This window comes from Acidovorax sp. FHTAMBA, assembly GCF_038958875.1.
Taxonomy (GTDB): Bacteria; Pseudomonadota; Gammaproteobacteria; order Burkholderiales; family Burkholderiaceae_C; genus Acidovorax.
Map to the genome: position 1 here is coordinate 4,428,768 of NZ_CP152407.1, position 23,516 is coordinate 4,452,283.

The 23,516-nt window shown below is 68.0% G+C and carries 19 protein-coding genes; 11 read left to right on the top strand and 8 right to left on the bottom strand.

Going from position 1 to position 23,516, the window contains the following annotated elements:
- Positions 1-50 precede the first annotated feature (50 nt).
- Both AAFF19_RS20655 and AAFF19_RS20660 read right to left on the bottom strand, forming a co-directional pair.
- Positions 51-1,205 carry a thiolase family protein gene (locus AAFF19_RS20655; protein ID WP_182120163.1) on the bottom strand — a complete coding sequence of 385 codons (1,155 nt, stop codon included), beginning with the start codon at positions 1,203-1,205 and terminating at the stop codon, positions 51-53.
- A complete protein-coding gene (locus AAFF19_RS20660; RefSeq protein WP_182120162.1) occupies positions 1,202-2,041 on the bottom strand; it encodes an IclR family transcriptional regulator in 840 nt (279 codons plus the stop codon). Before AAFF19_RS20660 ends, AAFF19_RS20655 begins: the two co-directional genes overlap by 4 nt.
- 222 nt (positions 2,042-2,263) lie before the next feature.
- On the opposite strand from AAFF19_RS20660, the gene AAFF19_RS20665 reads away from it, so the two are divergent.
- Entirely contained in the window at positions 2,264-2,935 is a 672-nt protein-coding gene (locus AAFF19_RS20665; RefSeq protein ID WP_182120161.1) for a histidine phosphatase family protein, read from the top strand.
- 79 nt (positions 2,936-3,014) lie between these two features.
- On the opposite strand, the gene AAFF19_RS20670 is transcribed toward AAFF19_RS20665, so the two are convergent.
- Both AAFF19_RS20670 and AAFF19_RS20675 read right to left on the bottom strand, forming a co-directional pair.
- Positions 3,015-3,884 (bottom strand): creatininase family protein, encoded by an 870-nt coding sequence (locus AAFF19_RS20670; RefSeq protein ID WP_182120160.1) that lies wholly within the window; start codon positions 3,882-3,884, stop codon positions 3,015-3,017.
- A 40-nt stretch (positions 3,885-3,924) separates the two neighbouring features.
- Complete coding sequence (locus AAFF19_RS20675; RefSeq protein ID WP_246330992.1) at positions 3,925-4,272, bottom strand: hypothetical protein; 348 nt, start codon at positions 4,270-4,272, stop codon at positions 3,925-3,927.
- A gap of 82 nt (positions 4,273-4,354) precedes the next feature.
- Between AAFF19_RS20675 and AAFF19_RS20680 the strand changes: the two genes are divergently transcribed.
- The 7 genes from AAFF19_RS20680 (at position 4,355) to AAFF19_RS20710 (ending at position 15,519) form a co-directional block, all read left to right on the top strand.
- The gene (locus tag AAFF19_RS20680; protein WP_182120159.1) at positions 4,355-5,107 is read left to right on the top strand and encodes an alanyl-tRNA editing protein; all 753 of its coding nucleotides are present in this window, start codon (positions 4,355-4,357) and stop codon (positions 5,105-5,107) included.
- A 178-nt stretch (positions 5,108-5,285) separates the two neighbouring features.
- Complete coding sequence (locus AAFF19_RS20685; protein ID WP_342720908.1) at positions 5,286-9,107, top strand: DUF748 domain-containing protein; 3,822 nt, start codon at positions 5,286-5,288, stop codon at positions 9,105-9,107.
- Positions 9,108-9,218: 111 nt separating this feature from the next.
- Positions 9,219-11,462: a thioredoxin family protein gene (locus tag AAFF19_RS20690; protein WP_182120157.1), complete on the top strand. Its 2,244-nt coding sequence runs from the start codon at positions 9,219-9,221 to the stop codon at positions 11,460-11,462.
- 60 nt (positions 11,463-11,522) lie between these two features.
- A complete protein-coding gene (locus AAFF19_RS20695; protein ID WP_182120156.1) occupies positions 11,523-12,137 on the top strand; it encodes a thioredoxin family protein in 615 nt (204 codons plus the stop codon).
- Positions 12,138-12,479: 342 nt separating this feature from the next.
- Positions 12,480-13,466 carry a porin gene (locus tag AAFF19_RS20700; RefSeq protein WP_342720909.1) on the top strand — a complete coding sequence of 329 codons (987 nt, stop codon included), beginning with the start codon at positions 12,480-12,482 and terminating at the stop codon, positions 13,464-13,466.
- A 138-nt stretch (positions 13,467-13,604) separates the two neighbouring features.
- Positions 13,605-14,120: a CoA-binding protein gene (locus AAFF19_RS20705; RefSeq protein ID WP_342720910.1), complete on the top strand. Its 516-nt coding sequence runs from the start codon at positions 13,605-13,607 to the stop codon at positions 14,118-14,120.
- Between the two features lie 76 nt (positions 14,121-14,196).
- Entirely contained in the window at positions 14,197-15,519 is a 1,323-nt protein-coding gene (locus AAFF19_RS20710; protein WP_342720911.1) for an O-acetylhomoserine aminocarboxypropyltransferase/cysteine synthase family protein, read from the top strand.
- Between the two features lie 19 nt (positions 15,520-15,538).
- Here the strand turns inward: AAFF19_RS20710 and AAFF19_RS20715 are convergent, their stop codons facing one another.
- Positions 15,539-16,348 carry an IclR family transcriptional regulator gene (locus AAFF19_RS20715; RefSeq protein ID WP_342720912.1) on the bottom strand — a complete coding sequence of 270 codons (810 nt, stop codon included), beginning with the start codon at positions 16,346-16,348 and terminating at the stop codon, positions 15,539-15,541.
- Between the two features lie 143 nt (positions 16,349-16,491).
- On the opposite strand from AAFF19_RS20715, the gene AAFF19_RS20720 reads away from it, so the two are divergent.
- The 3 genes from AAFF19_RS20720 to AAFF19_RS20730 all read left to right on the top strand — a co-directional run bounded on the left by AAFF19_RS20720 (position 16,492) and on the right by AAFF19_RS20730 (position 19,595).
- Entirely contained in the window at positions 16,492-17,445 is a 954-nt protein-coding gene (locus AAFF19_RS20720; RefSeq protein WP_342720913.1) for an MBL fold metallo-hydrolase, read from the top strand.
- 199 nt (positions 17,446-17,644) lie between these two features.
- Positions 17,645-19,309: an FAD-dependent oxidoreductase gene (locus AAFF19_RS20725; RefSeq protein WP_342720914.1), complete on the top strand. Its 1,665-nt coding sequence runs from the start codon at positions 17,645-17,647 to the stop codon at positions 19,307-19,309.
- A 25-nt stretch (positions 19,310-19,334) separates the two neighbouring features.
- The gene (locus AAFF19_RS20730; RefSeq protein ID WP_342720915.1) at positions 19,335-19,595 is read left to right on the top strand and encodes a DUF2783 domain-containing protein; all 261 of its coding nucleotides are present in this window, start codon (positions 19,335-19,337) and stop codon (positions 19,593-19,595) included.
- Positions 19,596-19,732: 137 nt separating this feature from the next.
- On the opposite strand, the gene AAFF19_RS20735 is transcribed toward AAFF19_RS20730, so the two are convergent.
- The 3 genes from AAFF19_RS20735 to AAFF19_RS20745 are packed head-to-tail and all read right to left on the bottom strand — an operon-like array spanning position 19,733 to position 23,462.
- A complete protein-coding gene (locus AAFF19_RS20735) occupies positions 19,733-20,500 on the bottom strand; it encodes an ABC transporter ATP-binding protein (RefSeq protein ID WP_342720916.1) in 768 nt (255 codons plus the stop codon).
- Positions 20,497-22,437 (bottom strand): branched-chain amino acid ABC transporter ATP-binding protein/permease, encoded by a 1,941-nt coding sequence (locus tag AAFF19_RS20740; RefSeq protein WP_342720917.1) that lies wholly within the window; start codon positions 22,435-22,437, stop codon positions 20,497-20,499. Before AAFF19_RS20740 ends, AAFF19_RS20735 begins: the two co-directional genes overlap by 4 nt.
- On the bottom strand, positions 22,434-23,462 hold the full coding sequence (locus tag AAFF19_RS20745; protein ID WP_008903968.1) for a branched-chain amino acid ABC transporter permease: 1,029 nt from the start codon (positions 23,460-23,462) through the stop codon (positions 22,434-22,436). Before AAFF19_RS20745 ends, AAFF19_RS20740 begins: the two co-directional genes overlap by 4 nt.
- Between the last annotated feature and the right edge of the window lie 54 nt (positions 23,463-23,516).

Here is a 23,516-nt window from a genome sequence, read left to right on the forward strand (position 1 = left end):
GTGAGAGAAGGGGGAAGACGCAAAGCGTCTCAGGGGGTTGTCGCCTCACTTCAGTCCTCGCGAGACAACAGCAGGCTGACATGCGACGACATCACGCCGCCGTCCGCATGGATGAAGGCGGTGCGCGGCGGCGCAATCTGGCGTTCTCCGGCCTGCCCGGTCATCTGGCGCCAGGCCTCGACCGCATGTGCCAGGCCACCGGCCACGCCGCAGTGGCCATACGACAGCAGGCCGCCATGGGTGTTGAGCGGCAGCGCACCGGTGGGCGCAAAGTCGCCCCTGCGGGCGCGCTGTGCTGCGCCGCCACGCGGCGCAAAGCCAATCTCTTCGAGCAGCATGACCAGCGTGATGGTGAACGAGTCGTACACCGCCAGGTAGTCCACGTCGTCCAGGCCCAGTCCTGCCTCGCCGAAGGCACGCTGCGCCGCCTCGGCCGCGCCGCACTGCATCACGTCCGCCATGGCTGTGAGGTGCTGGTGGCGGTGCGCCTGGCCGGCACCCACCATGGCCACGGCGCCGCTCGCCGAAGGGTGTGCGGACACGACGAGGGCCATGGCACCGTCGGAGATCGGGCAGCAGTCCAGCAACGACAACGGACGGGCGATGGGTTTGGCGTTCAGCACCTCCTGCACCGTGATCGGCGTGCGCAGGTGCGCATCGGGGTGGCGGGCCGCGTTGGCGCGCATGAGCACCGCAAACTCGGCCAGGTCCGCCGAAGTCACGCCCGTGCGGTGCATGTACTCCGATGCCATGAGCGCGTAGTACGCAGGCACCGAAGCGCCGTTGGGCACCTCGAAGTCGGCATCGCCCACCTGCGCCAGCGTCTGGATGGAGCTGTCACGCGACTGGCCGGTGAGGCGGTTCTCGCCGCCCAGCACCAGCACGTTGCGACAGCGGCCCGAGCGCACCAGATCCCGCGCCGCCATCAGCATGGCAGCGCCCGAAGCGCCGCCCAGCTGCAGGCCATGTGCATAGTGGGGGCGCAGCGCCAGGCGCTCACACACCAGGGTGGACAGCATCAGGTGCGGCAGCGTGGTGGCATAGCCGCAGAGCACGCCATCGATTTCATGGCGCGCAAGGCCTGCACTGTCGATGGCCTGCGCTGCAGCCGCATCCATCAGATCAAGCGCAGTGCGCCCTTCATGGCGGCCGAACGGGGTGCCACCGGCCCCCCGCACATACGCCGTTTGCAGCGCTGCAGTCATCGTTTTGTCTCCTTGTGGATGGTGGGTGCCCGCCGGTCGGCGCGGGTGGCCTCGGCCCAGCGCACCTGGCACACCGTGGCCTCGTGCAGCAACGCCTGCGCCAGTGCGGCCTCGCGGGTGAGAATGCGCTCGTTCAGCGCGGCAATGCTGAGGGCTGCCACCGGCCGGCCTTCGGCATCGAGGATGGCCACACCAATACCGCCCATGCGCTCCACGACCACATCCAGCAGCACGGCATAGCCGCGTTCCCGTGCCTGCGCAACGCGCTCGCGCAGCAGCGCCGGGGTGATGCGCGGGTAGCGTTCGAGCTGCCCGCTCAGGGTTTCCAGGGCAGCTTCGCGCTCGTCGTCGGGCAGCCAGGCCAGCAGCGCGAGGCTGCCTGCACCCACCCCCAGCGGGCGGCGGCTGCCCACGTTGAGATAGTTGGCCCGGATGGGGTAGGTGCCTTCCTCGACGTCGATGCACAGAGATTCGACGCCGCTGCGGATCGACAACACCACGCTGTCCTGGAACACCCCCGCCAGACGCATCAGGCTCGGGCGTGCCAGGGGGCGGGGGTCAAAACGCCGCAGCGCAGCAGCCCCCAGCACCGTGAGCTCCGGGCCCAAGGTGAATTCCTTGCTCTTCGCGTCGCGCGCCACAAAGCCTTCGCGCGCCATCACATCCAGCAGGCGCAGCGCTGTCGCCTTGTCCAGATCGGCAGCGGCTGCAATGTCGGTCAGGCGCACGCCACCGCCCTCGGACATCACCCGCAGCACGCGCATCGCGCGCTCCACGGAGGAGGTGCTGCCTCGCTCATGGGTGATGACGGCTTTGGGACGTGCTGGGGATGGCATGGATAGAGTTTCTTTCGATGAAACTGTTTGTGTGTCATCAATCTATGCGCTTGCCCACCAGCAGTCAAAACAGTCCCTGCAAGTTTCATCAAGCAAAACTTTTGATCTGCAGAAAACTCTGGCGGTGGGCGGTCTGTGCGTTGTGTTTATGGCGCACGACTCAACGGTCGAAGTCGCCGCAGTGACAAAGGCGCTTTCACACCGAAAGCCACAATCTGCGCCATGGGAACCCTCTACCTTGTGCGCCACGGCCAGGCCTCGTTTGGCGCTGCAGACTACGACCAGCTCAGCCCCCTGGGCCGCCAGCAGGCAGTGCGCCTGGGCGAACACTGGCGCGCACGAGGGATGGCGTTCGACGCGGTCATCACCGGCACGCTGCGCCGCCACACGCAAACGCTGGAAGGCATTGCCGAAGGCCTGCAGACCGCGCCCGAGGTACTGCAGTTACCAGGACTCAACGAATACGACAGCCACGCCCTGATCGCGGCCATCCACCCCCAGCCCCTGGGCCCGGCCGACACTCCCGAGCGCTACCGCGCGCACTTTCGTGTTCTGTGTGACGCGCTGGCGCAGTGGATGGCGGGTGTCATCAGCCCCCAGGGCATGCCGACATGGAACGAGTTTTCAGCCGGGGTGCGCAGCGCGCTGGACCATGTGCGCCACCACCATGCAGGCCAGAACGTGCTGCTGGTGAGCAGCGGCGGCCCCATTTCCACGGCCGTGGGCGAGGTGCTGGGCACGGCGCCCGAGGTGACGATTGCGCTGAACATGCGCATCCGCAACAGCGCGGTGACGGAGTTCTCGATTGCGCCCAAGCGCTTGATGCTGCAGACGTTCAACACGCTGCCGCACCTGAACGAGCTGGAGCATGCGCAGTGGATCACGCACGCCTGAGGGCATTATTCTTGGTCTTTTCGGGCCCTGGCGCCCGTGCATAAAGCGCCAATAGCTATTATATTTATAGCAATTCGCTTTAACGCAGCCCGGGCCCGTCCGCCAAGGTAGACAGCGGCAGCGCCTGCAGCTCCTGCAGCAGCACCACCAGTTGCCCCGCAGCGGCATCCACCACCGCCCGCCCCTTGTCCACCGAGGCTCCAGCCGCGTTGCCCACGGCGCCCGCCGGGTGGTAATCCTGCATTTGCCAGCCCAGCTTGGCGCTTTTGCCGTTGCCCAGGATGGCGTAGCGCTCCGACCGGTTCTGGGAGGTGGAGCGGAAGTTTTGCGCGTGCTCCATGTGCACCGTGGCGGGCGCCAGGTGCAGCATCATGGAGGTCTCGATCTCGCCCGCATGGATGCCAAAGCGGTGCTCCTGGGCGCTGAACTGGCCCGCCACCGACTCGGGCAGCGGCAGGCTGAACCAGCTGGCGCTGTAAACGATGAGATCGCAGCGGCTGCGCAGCTCGCGCGCCACGATGTCCATCACGCTGACCTGGCCGCCGTGGCCGTTGAACATCAGCAGCTTCTTGACGCCCGCGCGGGCCACACATTCACCAATTTCCGTCCACAGCGCAATCACCGTGGCAGGGGACAACGTGAGCGTGCCGGGAAAGCGGATGTGCTCGGGGCTCAGGCCCACGTTCTGCGGGGGCAGGAACAGCACCGGCAAATCGGCGGGCAGCTGCGGCAGCGCGGCATCGATCACCCCCTGCAGCAGCGTGGCATCGACCGACAGGGGCAGGTGCGGCCCATGCTGCTCGATGGCCGCCACCGGCAGCACAGCCACCACCTGGTCTGCTTGGCCGCTGTGATGCAGCGCGGCAAAGTCGCGGGTGGTCAGGTCCGCCCAGAAGCGCGAGGGCAAGGCCAGGGCGGAGGAAGTTGGGGGCACGGCGGCAGCGGTCATGCCGCGATGTTAGCTGCGGTCTAAGCCACGCACGCACGCCCTATCGCAGCGCCGTGGTGATGAGCCAGTACACACCATGGCCCGCGCCCAGTGCCAGCAGCAGCGCCAGTGCCGCACCGCTGGCGCGGGTGGGCAGGCCACAGTGCCGCTGCCACGCGCGCACCCCCAGCGCCACGACAGCACTGGCAGCGGCCAAGACCGCCCAGAGCATCCACACCAGCCCCCGACCCATGCAGCCAAAACTTTCGCAATACAGCGTGAAGCCGTAGTACGACAGTGCCACCAGCACCGCACACAGCGCGAGCAGCAGGCCGTCCAGCACCCGCCCCATCCGCTGCGCCCTGCGCGAAGGGGGTGTGGCGGCGGCGTGGGAAGCAGGTGCGTTCATGAAAGCCTCAGCAGGGGATGCGGGCCAGCATAGCGCCGGGTTGCACACAACGTGCCGCCGCCCGTCCCGCTACCATCACCGCATGACCCAAGATCTCTTCCGCCAAGACGCCTACCTGCGCGAATGCAGCGCACACATCACCGCCGTCACCGATGCCGGCATCGTGCTGGACCAGACCGTGTTCTACCCCCTGGGCGGCGGCCAGGCCGGTGACAGCGGCGTGCTGGTGCTGGCCGACGATACCGAGATCGCCATCGCCGACACCCGCAAGGGCAAGGACGCCGAAGGCAACCCCACCAGTGACATCGTGCACATCCCCGCCCCCGGGCAGGAAGAGAGCTTGGCGCAGGTGGCGCCGGGCGCTGCCGTCACGGCCCGCATCGACTGGGAGCGCCGCCACCGCATGATGCGCCTGCACACCACCAGCCACCTGCTGTGCCATGTGGTGCCGCAGCTGGTCAACGGCTGCTCCATCACGCCCGACTATGCGCGGCTGGACTTTGCGATGACCGACCCGCTGGACAAGGAGCAGCTGACCGCCGCCATCGCCACCCTGGTGGCCGCTGCGCACCCGCTCACCGTGGCCTCGATCAGCGACGAAGAACTGGACGCCAACCCCGCGCTGGTCAAAAGCATGAGCGTGCAGCCCCCGCGCGGCACCGGGCGCATCCGCACCATCCGCATCGGTGGCGAAGACAACGCGCCGCTGATCGACCTGCAGCCCTGTGGCGGCACGCATGTGGCCAACACGTCGGAGATCGGCGCCATCGTGGTGACCAAAATCGAGAAAAAGAGCGCAACGACTCGACGGGTGGTACTGGGCTTTGCTCAGTGAGCGCAGCGACGAGCACGCTCCTCAAATGTCAACAATCTTGAGCCGCCGCAGCCCCCGGTTGCAATGGCTTACCCCGCCAGACCCACAACGGGGACAATAGCGGCCCGCGCGCGCGGCCTTTTTTGGACTTCTTGCACCCGGCTTCCTGGGGCTGCGGCGCTCACTTTTGCCTGCCGCCATGCCGATCTCTCTGCGCTCCGTCTCGTCTGCCTCCCTGCGCCAGCACCGCTGGTTCCGCCCTGTCGTCCGCGCGCTGGCGGGTTTGATCGTCCTGTGGCTGGTCACCTGGCTGGCCATTCCGCCGCTGGTCAAGGGGCCGCTGGAGCGCATTGCGTCCGAACAACTGGGCCGCACCGTCACCGTGGGTGGCATCGACTTTGAGCCCTGGAGCCTGGAATTCGCGCTGCGCGACGTGGCCGTGGCGGGTGCCAACGGCGCGCCCCCGCAGCTGACCATTGGCCGCGTCTATGCCGATGGCGAGTTGCAATCCCTGCTGCGCCTGGCGCCCGTGGTGGACGCCTTCACCATTGAAAACCCCGTGCTGCGCATCACCCACCTGGGTGACGGCCGCTATGACGTGGACGACATCATCACCAAGGTCACCGCGCCCCAAAGCGAACCCGAGACCGACACCGGCCCCGCACGGCTGGCGCTGTACAACCTGGCGCTGACGGGCGGAAGCATCGACTTCATTGACAACACCGTCCGCGAGACCCACGAGGTGCGCGCGCTGGCGCTGCAAGTGCCGTTCATCAGCACGCTGCCCTCGCAGCGGGAGGTGAAGGTGGAGCCCCACCTGGCGTTCACGCTGGATGGCAGCCGGTTTGACTCGTCTGTCCAGAGCACACCGTTTGCACAGACTGGCCATGCCGATGCACAGATCCAGCTCCAGGGCCTGAACCTCGCGCCCTATCTGGGTTACCTGCCCGCGAATCTGCCCGTCAAGGTGTTGGGCGCCACGCTGGATGCGGATGTGAAGGTGGCCTTCGAACAGCACCCGCGCATGGCCGTGAAGCTGACCGGCACCGTGCAAGCCAGCGGCGTACGCATCGCTGACCGCCAGGGCGCCGACCTGCTGAGCTATGAGCGGCTGAAGATCGACATGGCCGATGTGCGCCCGCTGGAGCAGATCGTGCGCCTGCAGCATGTGGAGCTGACGGCGCCCGTGGTGACCGCCACGCGCGATGCGAACGGGCAGGTCAACCTGGCGCAACTGGCAGCGCCCGCCCCGCAGCCAGCGGCGGCCCAGGGCACGACCACCGCACCTGCGGCAACTTCATCTGCTGAACCGGCGTCTTCGCCTGCGGCCGGGGCCAGCGCAGCATCCGCCACAGCGCCCCCCGCATCCACGGGCAAAGCCAAGGCGAAGACAGCCGCCCCCGCCTGGGCGGTCGAAGTCGCCTCGGTCGCGGTGCGCGGGGGCACCCTGCGCTGGGCCGACGCCACCACGCGCCCCGCTGCCGCCCTGCAGGCCACCGACATCACGCTGGATGCGGCCGACGTCGCCCTGCCCTTTGCCAAGGACAACGCCAAGCCCTTCAGCTTCAAAGGCGGGCTCAACCTGCAGGGCAGCACACTCAGCTTCACCGGCGAAGCCACGGACCAGAAGGCCCAGGTCAATGCCACCCTGAACGCCCTGGCCCTGCAACTGGCGGCACCCTACCTGGCCCAGACGCTGGAGCCCACGGTGACCGGCCAGCTCAGCGGCGATGTGGGACTGCTGTGGCAAGCGCGCACGCCACAGGCCGCGCAGGCGGGCGTCACCGGCGTCACCCTCAAGGCGGGCCCCCTGGCGCTGGAGCAACTGGCCGTCAAGCAGGGCAAGACCACCTTGGCCAGCCTGGGCAAGCTCGACATTGCCGGGGCCGAAGTGCCTCTGGACGCACGCACCGCCAACCTTGAGCGCCTGGCCATCAGCCAGCCGCAACTGGCGGTGGAACGGGGCGCGGACGGGCGCTGGATGTTCGAGCGCTGGCTCAAGGCGGCACCCGCCGCGCAAGGCAGCGCAACGACCGACCCAGCCCCCGCCAGCAACGCCGCGCCCTGGAAGCTGCGCGTGGCCGATTTCTCGGTGCAAGGCGGCACCGTCTCGCTGGCCGACAACGCCCAGCCGCGCCCCGTGGCGCTGGACGTGACGGCCCTGGGCATCACCGCCCGCAACCTGGCCACCGATGGCAGCAAACCTGAAGCCTTCACGCTCACCGCCCGCGCCGCCGCACCGGGCAAGGGCAGCAAGGCCGCGCCGGGCAAGCTCGACTACCAGGGCACGCTGGCCCTGCAGCCGCTGGCCACCCAGGGCAAGCTCGACGCCACCCGCCTGCCGCTGCACGCACTGGACGGCTACCTGGCCAGCCAACTGTCGGTAGAACTGCTGCGCGCCGATGTGGGCTACCGCGGCCAGGTGGCCCTGGCGCAGACCGACAAAGGAGTCAGCCTGCGTCTGAGCGGTGATGCCGTGGTGGAAGAACTGCAGGCCAACAGCACGGCCGCCTTCACCCCCAAGACCGAGGCCCAGGTGGGTGAGGAACTGCTGGCCTGGAAGAGCCTGAACCTGCGCGGCCTGGCCGTGGCCACAGCCCCCGGCACCGCGCCGCGCGTGGAGGTCAAGGAGACCAGCCTGGTGGACTTTTTTGCCCGGGTCACCATCAACGAGGCCGGCCGCATCAACCTGAGCGACATTGCCAAGACCCCGGCCGAGGCACGGGCGGCCAATGCGGCCAGCACGGTCGCCCCCACCGCGCCGGCTCCCGCCACAGCGGCATCGGCCGCGCCCACTACTGCCACTGCACCCACCGCCGCCGTGGCCCAGGCCGACCCGCTGGCCCCTGTGGTGGCCTTTGGCCCCGTGAGCCTGGTCAATGGCCGGGTAGCGTTCTCCGACTTTTTCATCAAGCCCAATTACTCGGCCGACCTGTCCGATCTGACCGGCAAGCTCAGCGCGTTCTCGTCCGAAGCCTCGGGTGGCGAGCCCGTGCTGGCCGACCTGGAGCTGCGCGGCCGCGCCGAGGGCTCGGCATCGCTCGAAGTCACCGGCAAACTCAACCCGCTGGCCAAACCGCTGGCCCTCGACATCGTGGGCAAGGTGCGCGACCTGGAGCTGCCCCCGCTCACGCCCTATTCCGTCAAATACGCGGGCCATGGCATCGAGCGCGGCAAGCTCAGCGTGGACGTGAACTACAAGGTGCTGCCCAATGGCCAGCTCACCGCCAGCAACCGGCTGGTGCTCAACCAGCTGACCTTTGGCGAGCCCGTGGAGGGCGCGCCCAACAGCCTGCCCGTGAAGCTGGCCGTGGCCCTGCTGGCCGACCGCCAGGGCGTGATCGACCTGGACCTGCCCATCAGCGGCTCGCTCAACGACCCGCAGTTCCGCATCGGCCCGGTGATCGGCAAGATCATCGTCAACCTCATCGGCAAGGCGCTGACCTCGCCCTTCAGCCTGCTGGCCAGCGCGTTGGGCGGGGGCGACGAGATGAGCCACGTGCCCTTTGCCCCCGGCAGCGCCACGCTCACGCCCGAGGCGCAGCAGAACCTGGACAAGGGGGCCAAGGCCCTGGCCGACCGCCCCGCGCTCAAGATCACTGTGACCGGCACGGCCAGCCTGCAGGACGAGCGCGAAGGCCTGCAGCGCGAAAGCCTGCAACAACGGGTGCTGGCCGAAAAACGCCGCGCCAATCCGGGCGACACCGCCCCCGTGTCGGCCGCCGGATACCCCGCCCTGCTCAAGGAGGTGTACCGCCGCGCCGACATGCCCAAGCCGCGCAACCTGGTCGGCCTGGCCAAGGACCTCACCGTGCCCGAGATGGAAGCCCTGCTGCTGGCCCACCAGCCCGCCACCGAGGCCATGGCCGCCGAGCTGGCCACGCAGCGCGGCCAGGCGATCCGCGCGTACCTGGTGGCACAAAAGCTGCCGGTGGAGCGACTGTTTGTGGCGGCGCCCAAAGCGGGCAAACAAGCCGAAAAGTGGACACCCCGTGCGGATTTGAGCCTGGCGACACAATAGGCGGCTGGCTGGCGGAAGGTTCCGGGGAATCCCCCCGCCAGTCTGATCGCCCCGCAGGCAGCTCGCTGGGCGCCGGAACCAAACCCGTCAGCCCCGCTCCCACACTGCACCATGCCCTACCGCCTGTTCCACCGCCTTGCAGTTACTCTTCTTTTGATAGCTGCTAGCGCTTACTGGACAAGCGCCAGCGCCCAATTTAGTTCAAAAACCAGCGGACAGGGCACCAGCGTTGTCACCACGCCCTATGTGCGTGCCGAGCTGCTGGCCCATGCGCCCCAGGGCGTGGCGCCCGGCCAGCCGCTGTGGCTGGGTTTGCAAATCACCCACCAGCCCGAGTGGCACACCTACTGGAAGAACCCTGGCGACTCCGGCCTGCCCACCGACCTGGCCTGGACGCTGCCCGCCGGTCTGGACGCGGGCGAGATCGCCTGGCCCCTGCCCAAGAAGATCCCCATCGGCACGCTGGCCAACTATGGCTACGAAGGCACGGTGCTGCTGCCCGTGCCCGTCACCGTAGCGAGCACCTTCAACCCCGGGCCACAGGCCCAGAACACCACCATCCAGCTGCGCGCCTCCTGGCTGGTGTGCCGCAAGGAGTGCATTCCCGAAGAAGGCGAATTCACGCTGCAGTTGCCCATCCAGAGCACCACGGCGCTGAGTGGTGCTGCGTTCGAGGCGGCCGCCAAGGCCCAGCCCCAACCCGTGCTGGCAGGCACCAACGGCATCGTGCCCGACAGCCAGGCGCAGATCGCCGACGGCAACCTGCTGAACGTCAGCGTGCAGGGCCTGCCCGTGGCGCTGCGCGGCAAAACACTGGACCTGTTCCCCGAAACCGCCGAGGTCATCGACAACGCCGCGCAGTGGAAGCAGGCGTGGAACGGCAGCGTATGGACCGCGCAGATTCCCCTGTCGGCACAACGCAGCGCCAGCCCCAGCGTGATGCCCGTGGTGCTGGCCGAGCAGTCGCCCGCACATGCCACCGGCCCCGACACACGCACCGGCTACCGCGCCGAGCTGAAGGTGCTGGGTACCTGGCCGCAAGCAGCTTCCATGGCTACCGTTTCACCCGCACTCGAAGCCGCACTCAAGGCCAATGCAGCGCAGGCGGCAACCTCGGGCGCGTCGGCCTCGGGAGCCTCGTCCCTCACACTCACCGCCGCGCTGCTGGGCGCCTTGCTCGGCGGGCTCATTCTCAACCTCATGCCCTGCGTGTTCCCGGTGCTGGCGATCAAGGTGGTGGGCTTCACCCAGCATGCGCAAGACCGGCGAGCGCACCGTGTCAGCGGCATCGCCTACACAGCGGGTGTGGTGCTGTCGTTCATCGCCCTGGGCGCCCTCATGCTGGGCCTGCGCGCGGCGGGCGAGGCGGTGGGCTGGGGCTTTCAGCTGCAATCGCCCGCCGTGGTGGCATCGCTGGCGGCGCTGTTCACGCTCATTGCGCTAAATCTCGCCGGGGTGTTCGAGCTCGGGCATTTCCTGCCGTCGTCGGTGGCCAGCCTGCAGGCACGCCACCCGGTGGCAGACAGCTTCCTCACCGGCGTGCTGGCCGTGGCCGTGGCCTCGCCGTGCACGGCGCCGTTCATGGGCGCATCCCTGGGCCTGACCGCCACGCTGCCCGCGCCCCAGGCGCTGGCCGTGTTTGCGGCGCTGGGGCTGGGGCTGGCGCTGCCGTACCTGGCAGCCAGCTTTGTGCCCGCCGTGGCGCGCGCCCTGCCACGCCCCGGTGCGTGGATGGACACCTTCCGCAAGCTGATGGCCTTCCCCATGCTGGCCACTGTCGTCTGGCTGGTGTGGGTGCTGGGCCAGCAAAGCGGCATCGATGGCGCCGGTGCGCTGCTGATCCTGCTGGTGGGCCTGTCGCTGGTGGTGTGGGCCCTGTCGCTGGCCGGGCGTGCGCGCGTGTGGATGGCTACTGTGTCCATCGCGGCCATGTCCTTGCTGGTCTGGGCCTTCGTGCCCCACATCACGCACATTCCTACCGCGCAGGCCGCCACACCGTCCACGCAGGCCTCGGCCACCGGCTGGCAGCCCTGGGCACCCGGCGCGGCCGAGCAGATCGTGGCTACGGGCCGCCCGGTGTTTGTGGACTTCACCGCCGCCTGGTGCGTGACCTGCCAGTACAACAAGAAGACCACGCTGGCCAACGCCGATGTGCTGGCCGACCTGCAGACCAAGAACGTGGCCCTGCTGCGTGCTGACTGGACGCGCCGCGACCCCGCCATTACGGCGGCGCTGACCCAGCTTGGACGCAGCGGCGTGCCGGTGTACGTGTTCTACCGCCCCGGCAAGCCGCCGGTGGTACTGACCGAGGTGCTCAGCGTGGACGAGGTGCGCGCCACCATTGCGCAGTTGTAGGTCGCTGCCCCACACCTTTCCGCCTTCGACAACCCGCCAACCCCTTCAGGAGACCCCGCCATGAAGCTGCTTCGCCGTACGTTGATCGCCACCGCTGCCCTGGTCGCACTGGGCGCCCAGGCCGCCGCCACCGTGGGCCAGCCCGCACCCGACTTCACGCTCAAGGACACGTCGGGCAAAACCGTGCGCCTGTCGGACTTCAAGGGCAAACACGTGGTGCTGGAATGGACCAACCCCGGCTGCCCCTTCGTGAAAAAGCATTACGACAGCGGCAACATGCCCACCACGCAGAAACACGCCACCGGCCAAGGCGTGGTGTGGCTGTCCATCAACTCCACCGAAAAAGCCAGCAGCGACTACCTGGAGCCCGCCAAGCTCGCTGCCTGGAAAGCCGAGCGCAAATCCGCCCCCACCGCCGTGCTGATGGACGAGGAAGGCACCGTGGGCCGGAGCTACGGCGCGCGCACAACGCCCCACATGTACATCGTCAACCCGCAGGGCCAGCTGATCTATGCGGGCGGCATCGACAGCATCCCCTCGGCCCGCCCCGCCGACATCGAAAAGGCCACCAACTACGTGAAGGTGGGCCTGGCGGAGGCGCTGGCAGGCAAAGCCATCTCGGCCGCGACGACGGCGCCGTACGGGTGCAGCATCAAGTACAAGTCACCAGCCTGAGGTCTGTGCGCCGCACTTGCTGCCGCACGTCCGGTGGTGCACCAGGCGGCGTCTGCCTGCCCCGAGCAGTTCACGGCCCAGGCGCGCCGGGAAAGCCGTAACACAAATTCACCAAATTTTCCGGCGAATCGGGTTTTAACCAATTGACTTTTCTGCGGTATTTCACGGTTTCTTTCAAGTGTCATATTCGGCAGTTGTAATCGCTGCAAGCCACCGGCCTCTCTTGCGAGCTGGAGGCTTGGGGTCGTGCATAGCTTCTGGTGGGGTGGTTGCGATCCCAAGTCCCCGGTCAGCGTTGCGGGGCCCCTGCGCTTGCATCTTCAACCACCGGAATTGACCCCCATGAAAAAATCCCTGATTGCCCTGGCTGTGCTGGGCACCGTCACCACCCTGGCCTCGGCCCAATCCAGCGTCACCCTGTACGGGCGCGGCGATGCCGGCCTGGGCAAGGTGTTTGGCGGCAAGTCGGAAATGATCAGCAGCTACAAGGAAACTTCCATGATTGGCCTGCGCGGCACGGAAGACCTGGGTGGCGGCCTGAAGGCCATCTTCAATTTCGAACAGGAAGTCAACCTGGAAACCGGCGGCACCACCGCCAACACCTGGAACCGCGCCGCCCTGGTGGGCATCGGCGGCGGTTTTGGCACGTTCGAGATGGGCCGCATGACCACCCCGCAAGCCCGCACCATGGGCACGTTCGACCTGAACGGCACCGCCAACCAGAGCTCGGCGCTCAAGAACGTGGACCTGCGCGCCGACGGCAACCTGGGCAGCAACCGCCAGAACAGCCAGTTCCAGTACACCTCGCCCAACTTCAGCGGCTTCCAGGCCCGCGCAGCGGTCCTGCTGAAGGAAGACCGCGGCGCAGCACCCGCAGCACCGGCTGCCGACACGCGCAAGTCGTCCTACCAGCTGGCCGCCAGCTACAAGAGCGGCCCGCTGACCGTGGGCGCCGCCGTGCAGAGCAAGATGGCCGAAGGCGCCAACAACCGCACCGGCTTTGCTGTGGGCGCGCGCTACGACTTCCCCGCGGTCCAGGTGAGCGCGCTGTACACGCAGGACGAGTCGCGCACCACCGGCAAGGGCTTCGGCTTCGGCGTGGCCGTGCCGCTGGGCGCACTGATGGTGGGCGCGCAAATTGCCCGCGTGACGGACAACCCCAACCCGGCCCGCGATGGCGCCACGGCCTACGAACTGTTCGCCAACTACTACCTGTCCAAGCGCACCATGCTCTACGCGGCCTATGGCGGCCTGAACGACGAAGCCAAGGCCATCCGCAGCACCACCGGCTCCAACACCCTGGGCGTGGGCGTGGTCCACAGGTTCTGACGGTTGGGCACCAGGCGGCACCGTGCCGCCAGCCTGCCATTCCCCCAACGCCGCGCCCTGCGCGGCGTTGTCGTTTACGGGGGCGTATGCCTTGCGCGCCTGCGCACCGCCGCCAGCGGCCTGCGTACACTGGCGCGCATGCTCCACACCCCCGACACCATCAGCACCCTGCGCCACCTGCTCACCGCCTGCCGCACCATCGCGGTGGTGGGGCTTTCGCCCCAGTGGCACCGCCCCAGCTACTTCGCCGCGAAGTACATGCAGGCGCATGGCTACCGCATCGTGCCGGTCAATCCGCTGGTGGCGCAGGGCGGCGGGCAGATTCTGGGCGAGACGGCCTATGCCAGCGTGACCGAGGCGGCCGTCGCCCTGGCAACGCAGGGCCAGACCATCGACATGGTGGACTGCTTTCGCAAGAGTGAGGACATCCCGCCACTGGCCGACGAGGCCATTGCCATCGGCGCACAGTGCCTGTGGCTACAGCTGGGCGTGTTCAACGAGGCCGCAGGCCTGCGCGCCGAGGCGGCAGGCCTGCAGGTGATCCAGAACCGCTGCGTGAAGATCGAACACGCACGCCTCTTTGGCGGCCTGGGCTGGATGGGCGTGAACACGCGGGTGATCACCGCCAAGCGCCTGCGCCAACTTCCTTACTAGCAAATTCATAGCTTCCAGCGCATACCCATCAAGCGCTAGAGGCCAATTTCATTCAAATTCTGGCACCCACTCCACCATGTCTGACACCCCCACCTCCGGCGCCGACCGCGACTTCGGCTTTGGCACCCGCGCCATCCACGCCGGCGCCCAGCCCGACCCCGTGACCGGCGCGCGCGCCACGCCCATCCACCAGACGACGAGCTTTGTGTTCGACAACGCCGAGCACGCCAGCAGCCTGTTCAACCTGCAGACCTTTGGCAACGTCTACAGCCGCATCAGCAACCCCACGGTGGCGGTGTTCGAGGAGCGCATTGCGAGCCTCGAAAACGGCCGTGCCGCACTGGCCTGTGCCAGCGGCATGGCCGCGCAGATGGCGGCGCTGCTGGCCATTCTGAAAACCGGCGACCATATCGTGGCGGCCAGCACGCTCTACGGCGGCACGGTGGGGCAGCTGGGCGTGGGTTTCAGCCGTCTGGGCATCGAGACCACGTTTGTGGACCCGGCCGACCCCAAGAACTTTGCGCGCGCCATGCGCCCCACCACCCGCGCCGTGTATGGCGAAACCATCGGCAACCCGCTGGTCAACGTGCTCGACATCGCAGCCGTGGCCGAGGTGGCGCATGCGCACGGGGTGCCGCTCATCATCGACAACACGGTGGCCAGCCCCTACCTGTGCAACCCGCTGGCCCTGGGCGCCGACATCGTGGTGCACAGCGCCACCAAGTACATCGGCGGGCACGGCACCACCATGGGCGGCGTGGTGGTGGAGGGCGGCAAGTTCCCGTGGGACAACGGCAAGTTTCCCGAGATGGTGGAGCCGAGCCGCGCCTACCACGGCGTGAAGTTCTACGAGACCTTTGGCGACTTCGGCTACACCATGAAGGCGCGCATGGAGGTCAACCGCACCTTTGGCGGCGTGCTCTCGCCCATGAACGCTTGGCAGCTGCTGCAGGGCGCCGAAACCCTGCACCTGCGCATGCGCGAGCACTGCCGCAACGCGCTGGCCGTGGCGAAGTTTTTGCAGAGCCACCCGCAGGTGGCGTGGGTCAACTACCCCGGTTTGCCGGATTCGCCGTATTTCGATCTGGCGCAAAAGCAGTTCCGTGCAGTGGACGGCACGCCGGGCGCCTCGGGCATCCTCACGTTTGGCGTGAAGGGTGGGGCCGCAGCGGGCGAGAAATTCATCGACGCCTGCGAGTTCTTGAGCCACCTGGCCAACATCGGTGATGCGAAGACGCTGGTGATCCACCCCGCATCGACGACACACCGCCAGCTGAGCGAAGAGGAACTGGCCCGCGCGGGCGTGAGCGCGGACATGGTGCGGCTGTCGGTGGGTATCGAGGACGTCGAGGACATCCTGTGGGACATTGACCAGGCGCTGGCGCAGGCCAGCCGCTGAGCGGGCCCACGAACCGGTTTTAAGCCTCCGCCGCCAGCGCCCCCAGCCGCTGCGAGAGGGCCTGGGCTGCATCGCGCAGATGCCGGGCCACCGGGCTGCCCGGGCCCGTGGGCAGCGTCGCGGTCGGCCCGATGGCCGCCAGGCACAGCACCAGTTGCCCGAACCCGTCGAAGACCGGTGTGGCCAGGGCGCTGATGCCCGGCAGCAGCTGGTCGGCCACCACGCTCAGGCGGTGGGTGCGCACGGCCTCCAGTTCGGCCGCAAACGCCGGCTCGTCCAGCGCCTGGGCAAAGCCCTCGGCGGCCAGTGCGACTGCCACGCGCTCGCGCGGACCGAAGGCTGCAAACACCTTGCCCGTGGCCGTGTGCCTCATCGAGGCCGTGGTGCCGTGGCGCATGGCCACATACACGGCGGTGGGCCCTTCCTCGACGCGGATGACGGTGGGGCCGCTGTCACCCCACACCGATGCCGATACGGTGTGGCCAATGCGCTGGGCCAGCGCGGGCAGCTCGGCAATGGCCAGGCGCACCGGGTCCACCTGCTGCAGGCTGATGAGGCCCAGCTGCATGGCCAGCGGGCCCAGGCCGTAGTGGCCGCTCACCGTGTCCTGCTCAATCAGGCCCAGCTTGCCAAAGCTCACCAGATAGGGGTGGGCCTTGGCGGCCGTCATGTCGGCGGCGCGGGCCAGGTCTTTGAGCGCCATGCGCCGGCCGGTGCGGGCCAGCACTTTCAGCAGCTGGCCACCCACCTCCACGCTCTGGATGCCGCGCGGCGTGCGCGGGGTGTCTTCGTCGTCAAGGGTGGGAATGGCAGAAAGTGAGGTGACCATCGCCCCGATTGTCCATGGGTTGACGGCCCGGCTCGCCCCTCGGGTTTTCACTTAATTGAATGCATTAGACATTCGCGAATTTTGACCCTACCATCCTGATAATTCTGTTTAGATAAACGCATTCATCAATAACGAATATTGCCATGACCAAAACCTTTGCCTCCGCCGCCGACCTTGAAGTGAAGAACGTGAGCTTCGACAAGCTCTCCGACCACGCCTATGCGTACACGGCCGAGGGCGACCCCAACACCGGCATCATCATTGGCGATGACGCGGTGATGGTCATCGACACCCAGGCCACGCCCGTGATGGCGCAGGACGTGATCCGCCGCATTCGCGAGGTGACGGACAAGCCCATCAAATACGTGCTGCTCTCCCACTACCACGCGGTGCGTGTGCTGGGCGCGAGCGCCTACGGGGCGGAGCACATCATTGCCAGCGAAGACACGCGCGACCTGATCGTGGAGCGCGGGCAGTTCGACAAGGACAGCGAGATCGGCCGCTTCCCGCGCCTGTTCCAGAACGTGGAAAGCGTGCCCGACGGCCTGACCTGGCCCACGATGACCTTCAACAAGAAGATGACGCTGTGGCTGGGCAAGCTCGAAGTGCAGATCCTGCAGCTGGGCCGGGGCCACACCAAGGGCGACACGGTGGCCTGGCTGCCGCAGGAGAAGATTTTGTTCAGCGGCGACTTGGTGGAGTTTGACGCCACGCCCTATGCGGGCGACGCGTACTTCAAGGACTGGCCGCAGACGCTGGACAACATCGCCGCCCTGAAGCCCGAGAAGCTGGTGCCCGGCCGGGGCGCGGCGCTGCAGACGCCGGAGCAGGTGCAGGCGGGCCTGGCAGGTACGCGCGCCTTCATCAGCGACCTGTACGAGAGCGTGAAGGAAAGCGCTGCCAAGGGCGAAGACCTGCGCAAGGTGTACGAAGCCACGTTTGCGAAGCTGCAGCCCAAGTACGGGCAGTGGGTGATCTTCAACCACTGCATGCCGTTTGATGTGACCCGCGCGTATGACGAGGCCACGCAATACCCTGACCCCCGCATCTGGACGGCAGAGCGCGATGTGGCGATGTGGAAAGCCTTGGAGGGTTAGGCAGAGAACAACCCCCTGAGGCGCTGCGCGCCTTCCCCCTTCTCTCGAACCGCTGCGAGATTCGGGAAAGGGGACGCAGCCCTCGCTGCGGGGCGGCCCTTGCTTGGCTGCCCTGGCCTGGGTCGCGCCAGTTTCACAAGTCGGTTCTCTATACAGGCAACGATCGAACACACAGATAGAGATAGGAAGTCGTCCAACCATGAACCCCCGAGACATTCCCCCCGAGGCCTTCCACGCCAGCGGCGCCGAGGTGCAAGCCATCGACTTCGGCTACGTGCGCTCGCCCGACCAGGACAGTGCCACACCCGCGCAGCACCCCGTCGTCATCGTGGGCGCGGGCCCGGTGGGTCTGTCTCTGGCCATCGACCTGGCCCAGCGCGGGCAGCGTGTGGTGGTGCTGGACAACGACCACAAGCTCTCCATCGGCTCGCGCGCCATCTGCTTTTCCAAGCGCACGCTGGAGATCTGGGACCGCCTGGGCGTGGGCCAGCGCATGGTGGACAAGGGCGTCTCGTGGAACGTGGGCCGCGTGTTCCTCAAGAGCGACGAGGTTTTCGAATTCAACCTGCTGCCCGAGGAGGGCCACGAGCGCCCAGCCTTCATCAACCTGCAGCAGTACTACGCCGAGGCCTACCTGGTGGAGCGCGCCCTGCAGCTGCCGGGCATCGACATCCGCTGGCACAACAAGGTGACCGCTGTGGCGCCGCGTGCCGACGGGGCGCTGCTCACCGTGAACACGCCCGAGGGCGACTACGCGATCGACGCGCAGTGGGTGGCCGCGTGCGACGGCTCGCGCTCGCCCCTGCGCCAGCTGATGGGCCTGGAGAGCAAGGGCCGCATCTTCCACGACCGCTTCCTGATCGCCGATGTGCGCCTGGACAGCGACGTGAACTTCCCCACCGAGCGCTGGTTCTGGTTCGACCCGCCGTTTCACCCCGGCCAGAGCGTGCTGCTGCACCGCCAGCCCGACAACGTCTGGCGCATTGACTTCCAGCTCGGCTGGGACGCCGACCCGGACGAAGAAAAGAAGCCCGAGAACATCCTCCCCCGCGTGCAGGCGCTGCTGGGGCCGGGCGTGAAGTTCACGCTCGACTGGGCCAGCGTCTACACCTTTGCCTGCCTGCGCATGGACCGCTTTGTGCACGGCCGCGTGGTGTTTGCGGGCGACAGCGCGCACGGCGTGTCGCCCTTTGGCGCGCGCGGGGCCAACAGCGGCGTGCAGGATGCCGAAAACCTGGCGTGGAAGCTCGACCGGGTACTCAAAGGCCTGGCGCCCGATGCCCTGGTGGCCACCTACGGGCCCGAACGCGAGTTCGCCGCCGACGAGAACATCCGCAACTCCACCCGCGCCACCGACTTCATCACGCCCAAGAGCGCGATCAGCCACCTCTTTCGCGCAGCCGTGCTGGAGCTGGCCCGCGAGCACCCGTTTGCGCGCCGCATGGTCAACAGCGGGCGGCTGTCGGTGCCCACCACGCTGCGCCATTCACCGCTCAACACGCCCGACTGCGACGATGACTTTTCCGGCCCCCAGGTGCCGGGTGCCGTGCTGCTGGATGCCCCCGTGGTGTGCGACGGACAGCCTGGCTGGCTGTTGCGCACGCTGGGGCCGGACTTCACGCTGCTGGTATTCGGCACGGCGCCCGCCTGGGCCCGCAGCCTGCCGCAGGTGAGGGTGCTGCAGATTGGCACCGAAGTGCACGACGTGCAGGACACACAGGGCCTGGTCACGCAGCGGCTGGACGCCCGGCCCGGCACCATGGTGCTGGTGCGGCCCGACCAGCACCTGTGTGCACGCTGGCGCGCTGCCAGCGAAACGCAGGTGCGCCAGGCCCTGGCGCACGCCATGGCCGCCGCCGGATGAGCACGATGAACTGCGGAGCCCCCCCATGCTGATCACCCAACCCCACCTGCAGGCCAGCGATGACTTCTACGAGGCGCTGCTCGCCGCGCACGAAGGCCTGTCCACCGAAGAAAGCCACGCCATGAATGCGCGGCTGGTGCTGCTGCTGGCCAACCACATCGGTGACCAGGACATCCTGACCGAAGCGTTGTCGCTGGCCCGCGGGCGCGCCCAGGGCCACACGGCGCAGAGCCCCACGGCACCCGCTGCGATCGCCCCGGTGGCGCCCGTGCACGCGGCGGCGTGACGATGAGGGCTGCGGGTGTGCTGCGCGCCTGAACGCAACTGCGTTTGCTACTGAATTGAGAGCTGCCAGCGCTTTATGGATAAGCGCTGGAGCCCGATTTGATGCAATTTTTTTGGACGTGACGAGTGCCCGCCGTGTCAGGCGGGTTCCGGCGCCTCGGTGTGCGCCGTGCCGCCGATGCCCAGGTAGGTATCGATGATGCGGCGGTCGCTCAGCAGGTCCTGGGCGGCACCCGTGAGCGCCACTGCGCCCATCTCCAGCACATAGGCGCGGTCGGCCACGCGCAGCGCGGCCCGGGCGTTCTGCTCCACCAGCAACACCGACACGCCATGCTCGCGCAGCGACGACACCACGTGCAGCACCTCGCGCACGATCAGCGGCGCCAAGCCCAGCGAGGGCTCGTCCAGCAGCAGCAGGCGCGGGCGCGCCATCAGCGCCCGGCCAATGGCCAGCATCTGCCGCTCGCCGCCCGAGAGGGTGGACGCCAGCTGCGGGCGCCGCTCGCGCAGGCGCGGGAAGATGGCGAACACCTCCTCCATGCGCTCGGCCTGGTCGCGCTGGCCCTTGCGCCAGCGCGAAAAGCCGCCCAGCAGCAGGTTGTCTTCCACCGACATGTCGCCAAACAGCTCGCGCTTTTCAGGCACCAGGCCCACGCCCCGCGCCACCATGGCCTCGACGCTCGGGCGCGCGATGCGTTCGCCCGCCAGGCTGATGGAACCCGTGGAGGGCAGCAGCCCCATGGCCGCACACAGCAGCGTGGTCTTGCCGGCGCCGTTGGGGCCGATCACGGTGACGATCTCGCCCTCGTTCACGGAAAGCTGCACCTGGTGCACCGCCTCGACCGGCCCGTAGGACACCGACAGGTCCTGCAACTGCAACAGGGGTGTGGGGGCACTGGCGCTCATGCTGCGGCTCCGGGGGTGGGGGTCAAAGAAGAAGGGGCGACAGCGGGCGCGGCCGGCGGCTGTGGCTCATCGTCGCCACCGCCCAGGTAGGCATCCAGCACACGCTGGTTGCGCTGCACGTCGTGCGGCGTGCCTTCGGCGATCACGGTGCCGAACTCCAGCACCGTGATGCGGTCGGCCAGGTTCATCACGAACTCCATGTCGTGCTCCACCACCAGGATGCCCAGGCCCTCGGCACGCAGCTGGCGCAGCAGGTCGGCCAGGGCGCGCTTTTCCAGATGGCGCAGGCCGGCGGCGGGTTCGTCCAGCAGCAGGATGGCCGGCTGTCCCGCCAGCGCACGCGCGATCTCCACGATGCGCTGCTGGCCCAGCGCCAGCGATGCGGCGGGCGTATCGGCAAACGCACCCAGGCCACAGCGCTCGATCTGGCGGCGCGCCTCGGCCAGCAGGGCCGCCTCTTCGGCCCGGTCCAGCCGCAGCATGGAGGCGATCCAGCCGCGCCGCGCGCGCTGGTGGGCGCCCAGCGCCACATTCTCGACCACGCTGCGCTGCCCCAGCAGGCGCACATGCTGGAAGGTACGCGCCATGCCCAGGCGGGCAAACTCGCGCGACGGACGCCGCAGCATCGCGCGGTCCATCAGGCGCACTTCGCCCTCGGTGGCGTCGTCCACGCCCGAAATCATGTTGAAGAAGGTGCTCTTGCCGGCGCCGTTGGGGCCGATGAGCGCGTGCACCTCGCCGGCCTTCACGTCCATGGACACCGCGTTGTTCGCCACCAGACCACCAAAGCGTTTGGTGACCTTGCGGGCCTGCAGCAGCGTGGTGCCGGCAGCGGGCAGCGTGCGCTGCACCAGCGCGGCGGCCGTGCGCGCGGCGCGGGGGGCGCCCGCGCGCAGCCAGCGGGCCGAAAGGCGCTGCAGCGTGGGCCACAGGCCATCGGCAAAGCGCTGCAGCACCAGCACCATGAGCAGGCCAAACACGATGATCTCAAAGTTGCCGCTGGTGCCCAGCAGGCTGGGCAGGATGTCCTGCAGCTTTTCCTTGAGCAGGGTGATGAGCGTGGCGCCCAGCACCGCGCCCCACAGATGCCCGGCGCCGCCCACCACGGCCATGAACAGGTATTCGATGCCGATGTTCAGGTTGAACGGCGTGGGGCTGACAAAGCGCTGCATGTGCGCATACAGCCAGCCCGAAATGGCCGCCAGCAGCGCCGCCAGCACGAAGAGCTTGATGCGGTAGCGGGCCGTGTCCACACCCATGGATTCGGCCATCACCCGCCCGCCCTTGAGCGCGCGGATGGCGCGGCCTTCGCGCGAGTCGAGCAGGTTGTGCAGCAGCCACAAGGCCACCAGCAGCACGGCCCAGATCAGCACGCCGATGGCCCGCGGCGAGGCCAGCGAGAACGTGCCCAACATGAGCGGCGGGATGCCCGTGATACCGGTCTGCCCGCCCAGGAACTGCATGTTGCCGAACAGGTAGTACAGGGAGAGCCCCCAGGCAATGGTGCACAGCGGCAGGTAGTGGCCCGACAGCTTGAGCGTGACGGCCCCCAGCGCCCAGGCCACCACCCCGGTCAGCACCAGGCCCAGGGCCAGGCCCGCCCAGGGCAGGCCCTGCGCGCCCACGATGGCGCCCAGCGCCTGTGCGGGGCCGGGCGCGGTGCAAGCCCAGGCCGTGGCATAGGCGCCGATGCCCACAAACGCGGCCTGACCGAAGGACGTCATGCCGCCCACGCCGGTCAGCATCACCAGGCCCGCCGCCACCAGGGCGAACAGGCCGATGTTGGACAGCACCACCACTGTGAAATCCGGCAGCCAGCCCCAGGACAGGGCCAGCAGCGCCACGCAGGCCAGCGTGAGCTGGGCGCGCGTGACCACGCCGCGCGGGGCCGGCGCTGCCGCCCGGGCAGTGGCGGGTGCATTCAGGGGCGCGCTCATTCTTCATCCTCCACATGGTGGCTGTTCAGCGACCGCCACCACAACACCGGAACAATCAATGTGAACACCAGCACCTCCTTGTAGGCACTGGCCCAGAACGAGGCGAACGACTCCAGTTGCCCCACCAGCAACGCGCCGGCCAGCGCCAGCGGGTAGCTCGCCAGACCGCCGACGATGGCGGCTACGAAGCCCTTGAGGCCGATGAGAAAGCCGGTGTCGTAATACACCGTGGTCAGCGGCGCGATCAGCAGGCCCGAGATGGCGCCGATCAGCGCCGCCAGCGCAAAACTCACGTCACCCGACAGCTCGGTGGGGATGCCCATGAGGCGCGCACCCACGCGGTTGATGGCCGTGGCGCGCAAGGCCTTGCCCACCATCGAGCGCCCGAAGAACACGAACAGCAGCACCACCAGGGCCAGCGTGACCCCCAGCACCACCAGCGACTGGCCCGACACCGGGATGCCCCCCAGATCGAACCGCGCGTCCCAGAACGGCGGCGTGCGCGAACCCTCGGCGCCAAAGAACAGCAGGCCAAGCCCCACCAGCACACCGTGCAGCGCCACCGACACGATCAGCAGCATCAGCACCGAGGCATCCGCCAGCGGGCGGAACGCCAGCCGGTACAGCAGCGGCCCCATCGGCGTGATCAGCACCAGCGCGGTGAGCGCCTGCAGCGCCAGCGACGTGGGCCGCACCCCCAGAGCCAGCACCGCCGCCACGGCGGGCAGCGCCACACACCACACCAGCGTGGCGGGCCAGTTGACCGTGGCACCCGCCTTCCAGCGCCAGGCTTCGACCACCAGCACCACCGCCGCCAGTGCCAGCAGCAGCCACAGCGTGGTGGGCACGCGCCCGGCCTGCATCATGGCCATGGTGAGCGCACCGAAGGCCACGAACTCGCCCTGCGGGATGAAGATCACCCGGGTCACGGAAAAAACCAGCACCAGCGCGAGCGCCATCAACCCGTAGATGGCGCCGTTGACAATGCCGTCCTGCCCCAGCAACAGGGCGATCTGCAAATCCATATTCGGCTTTCGTTCAGAAGCGGATCAACTGGCTTTTACTACTAATTTGATAGC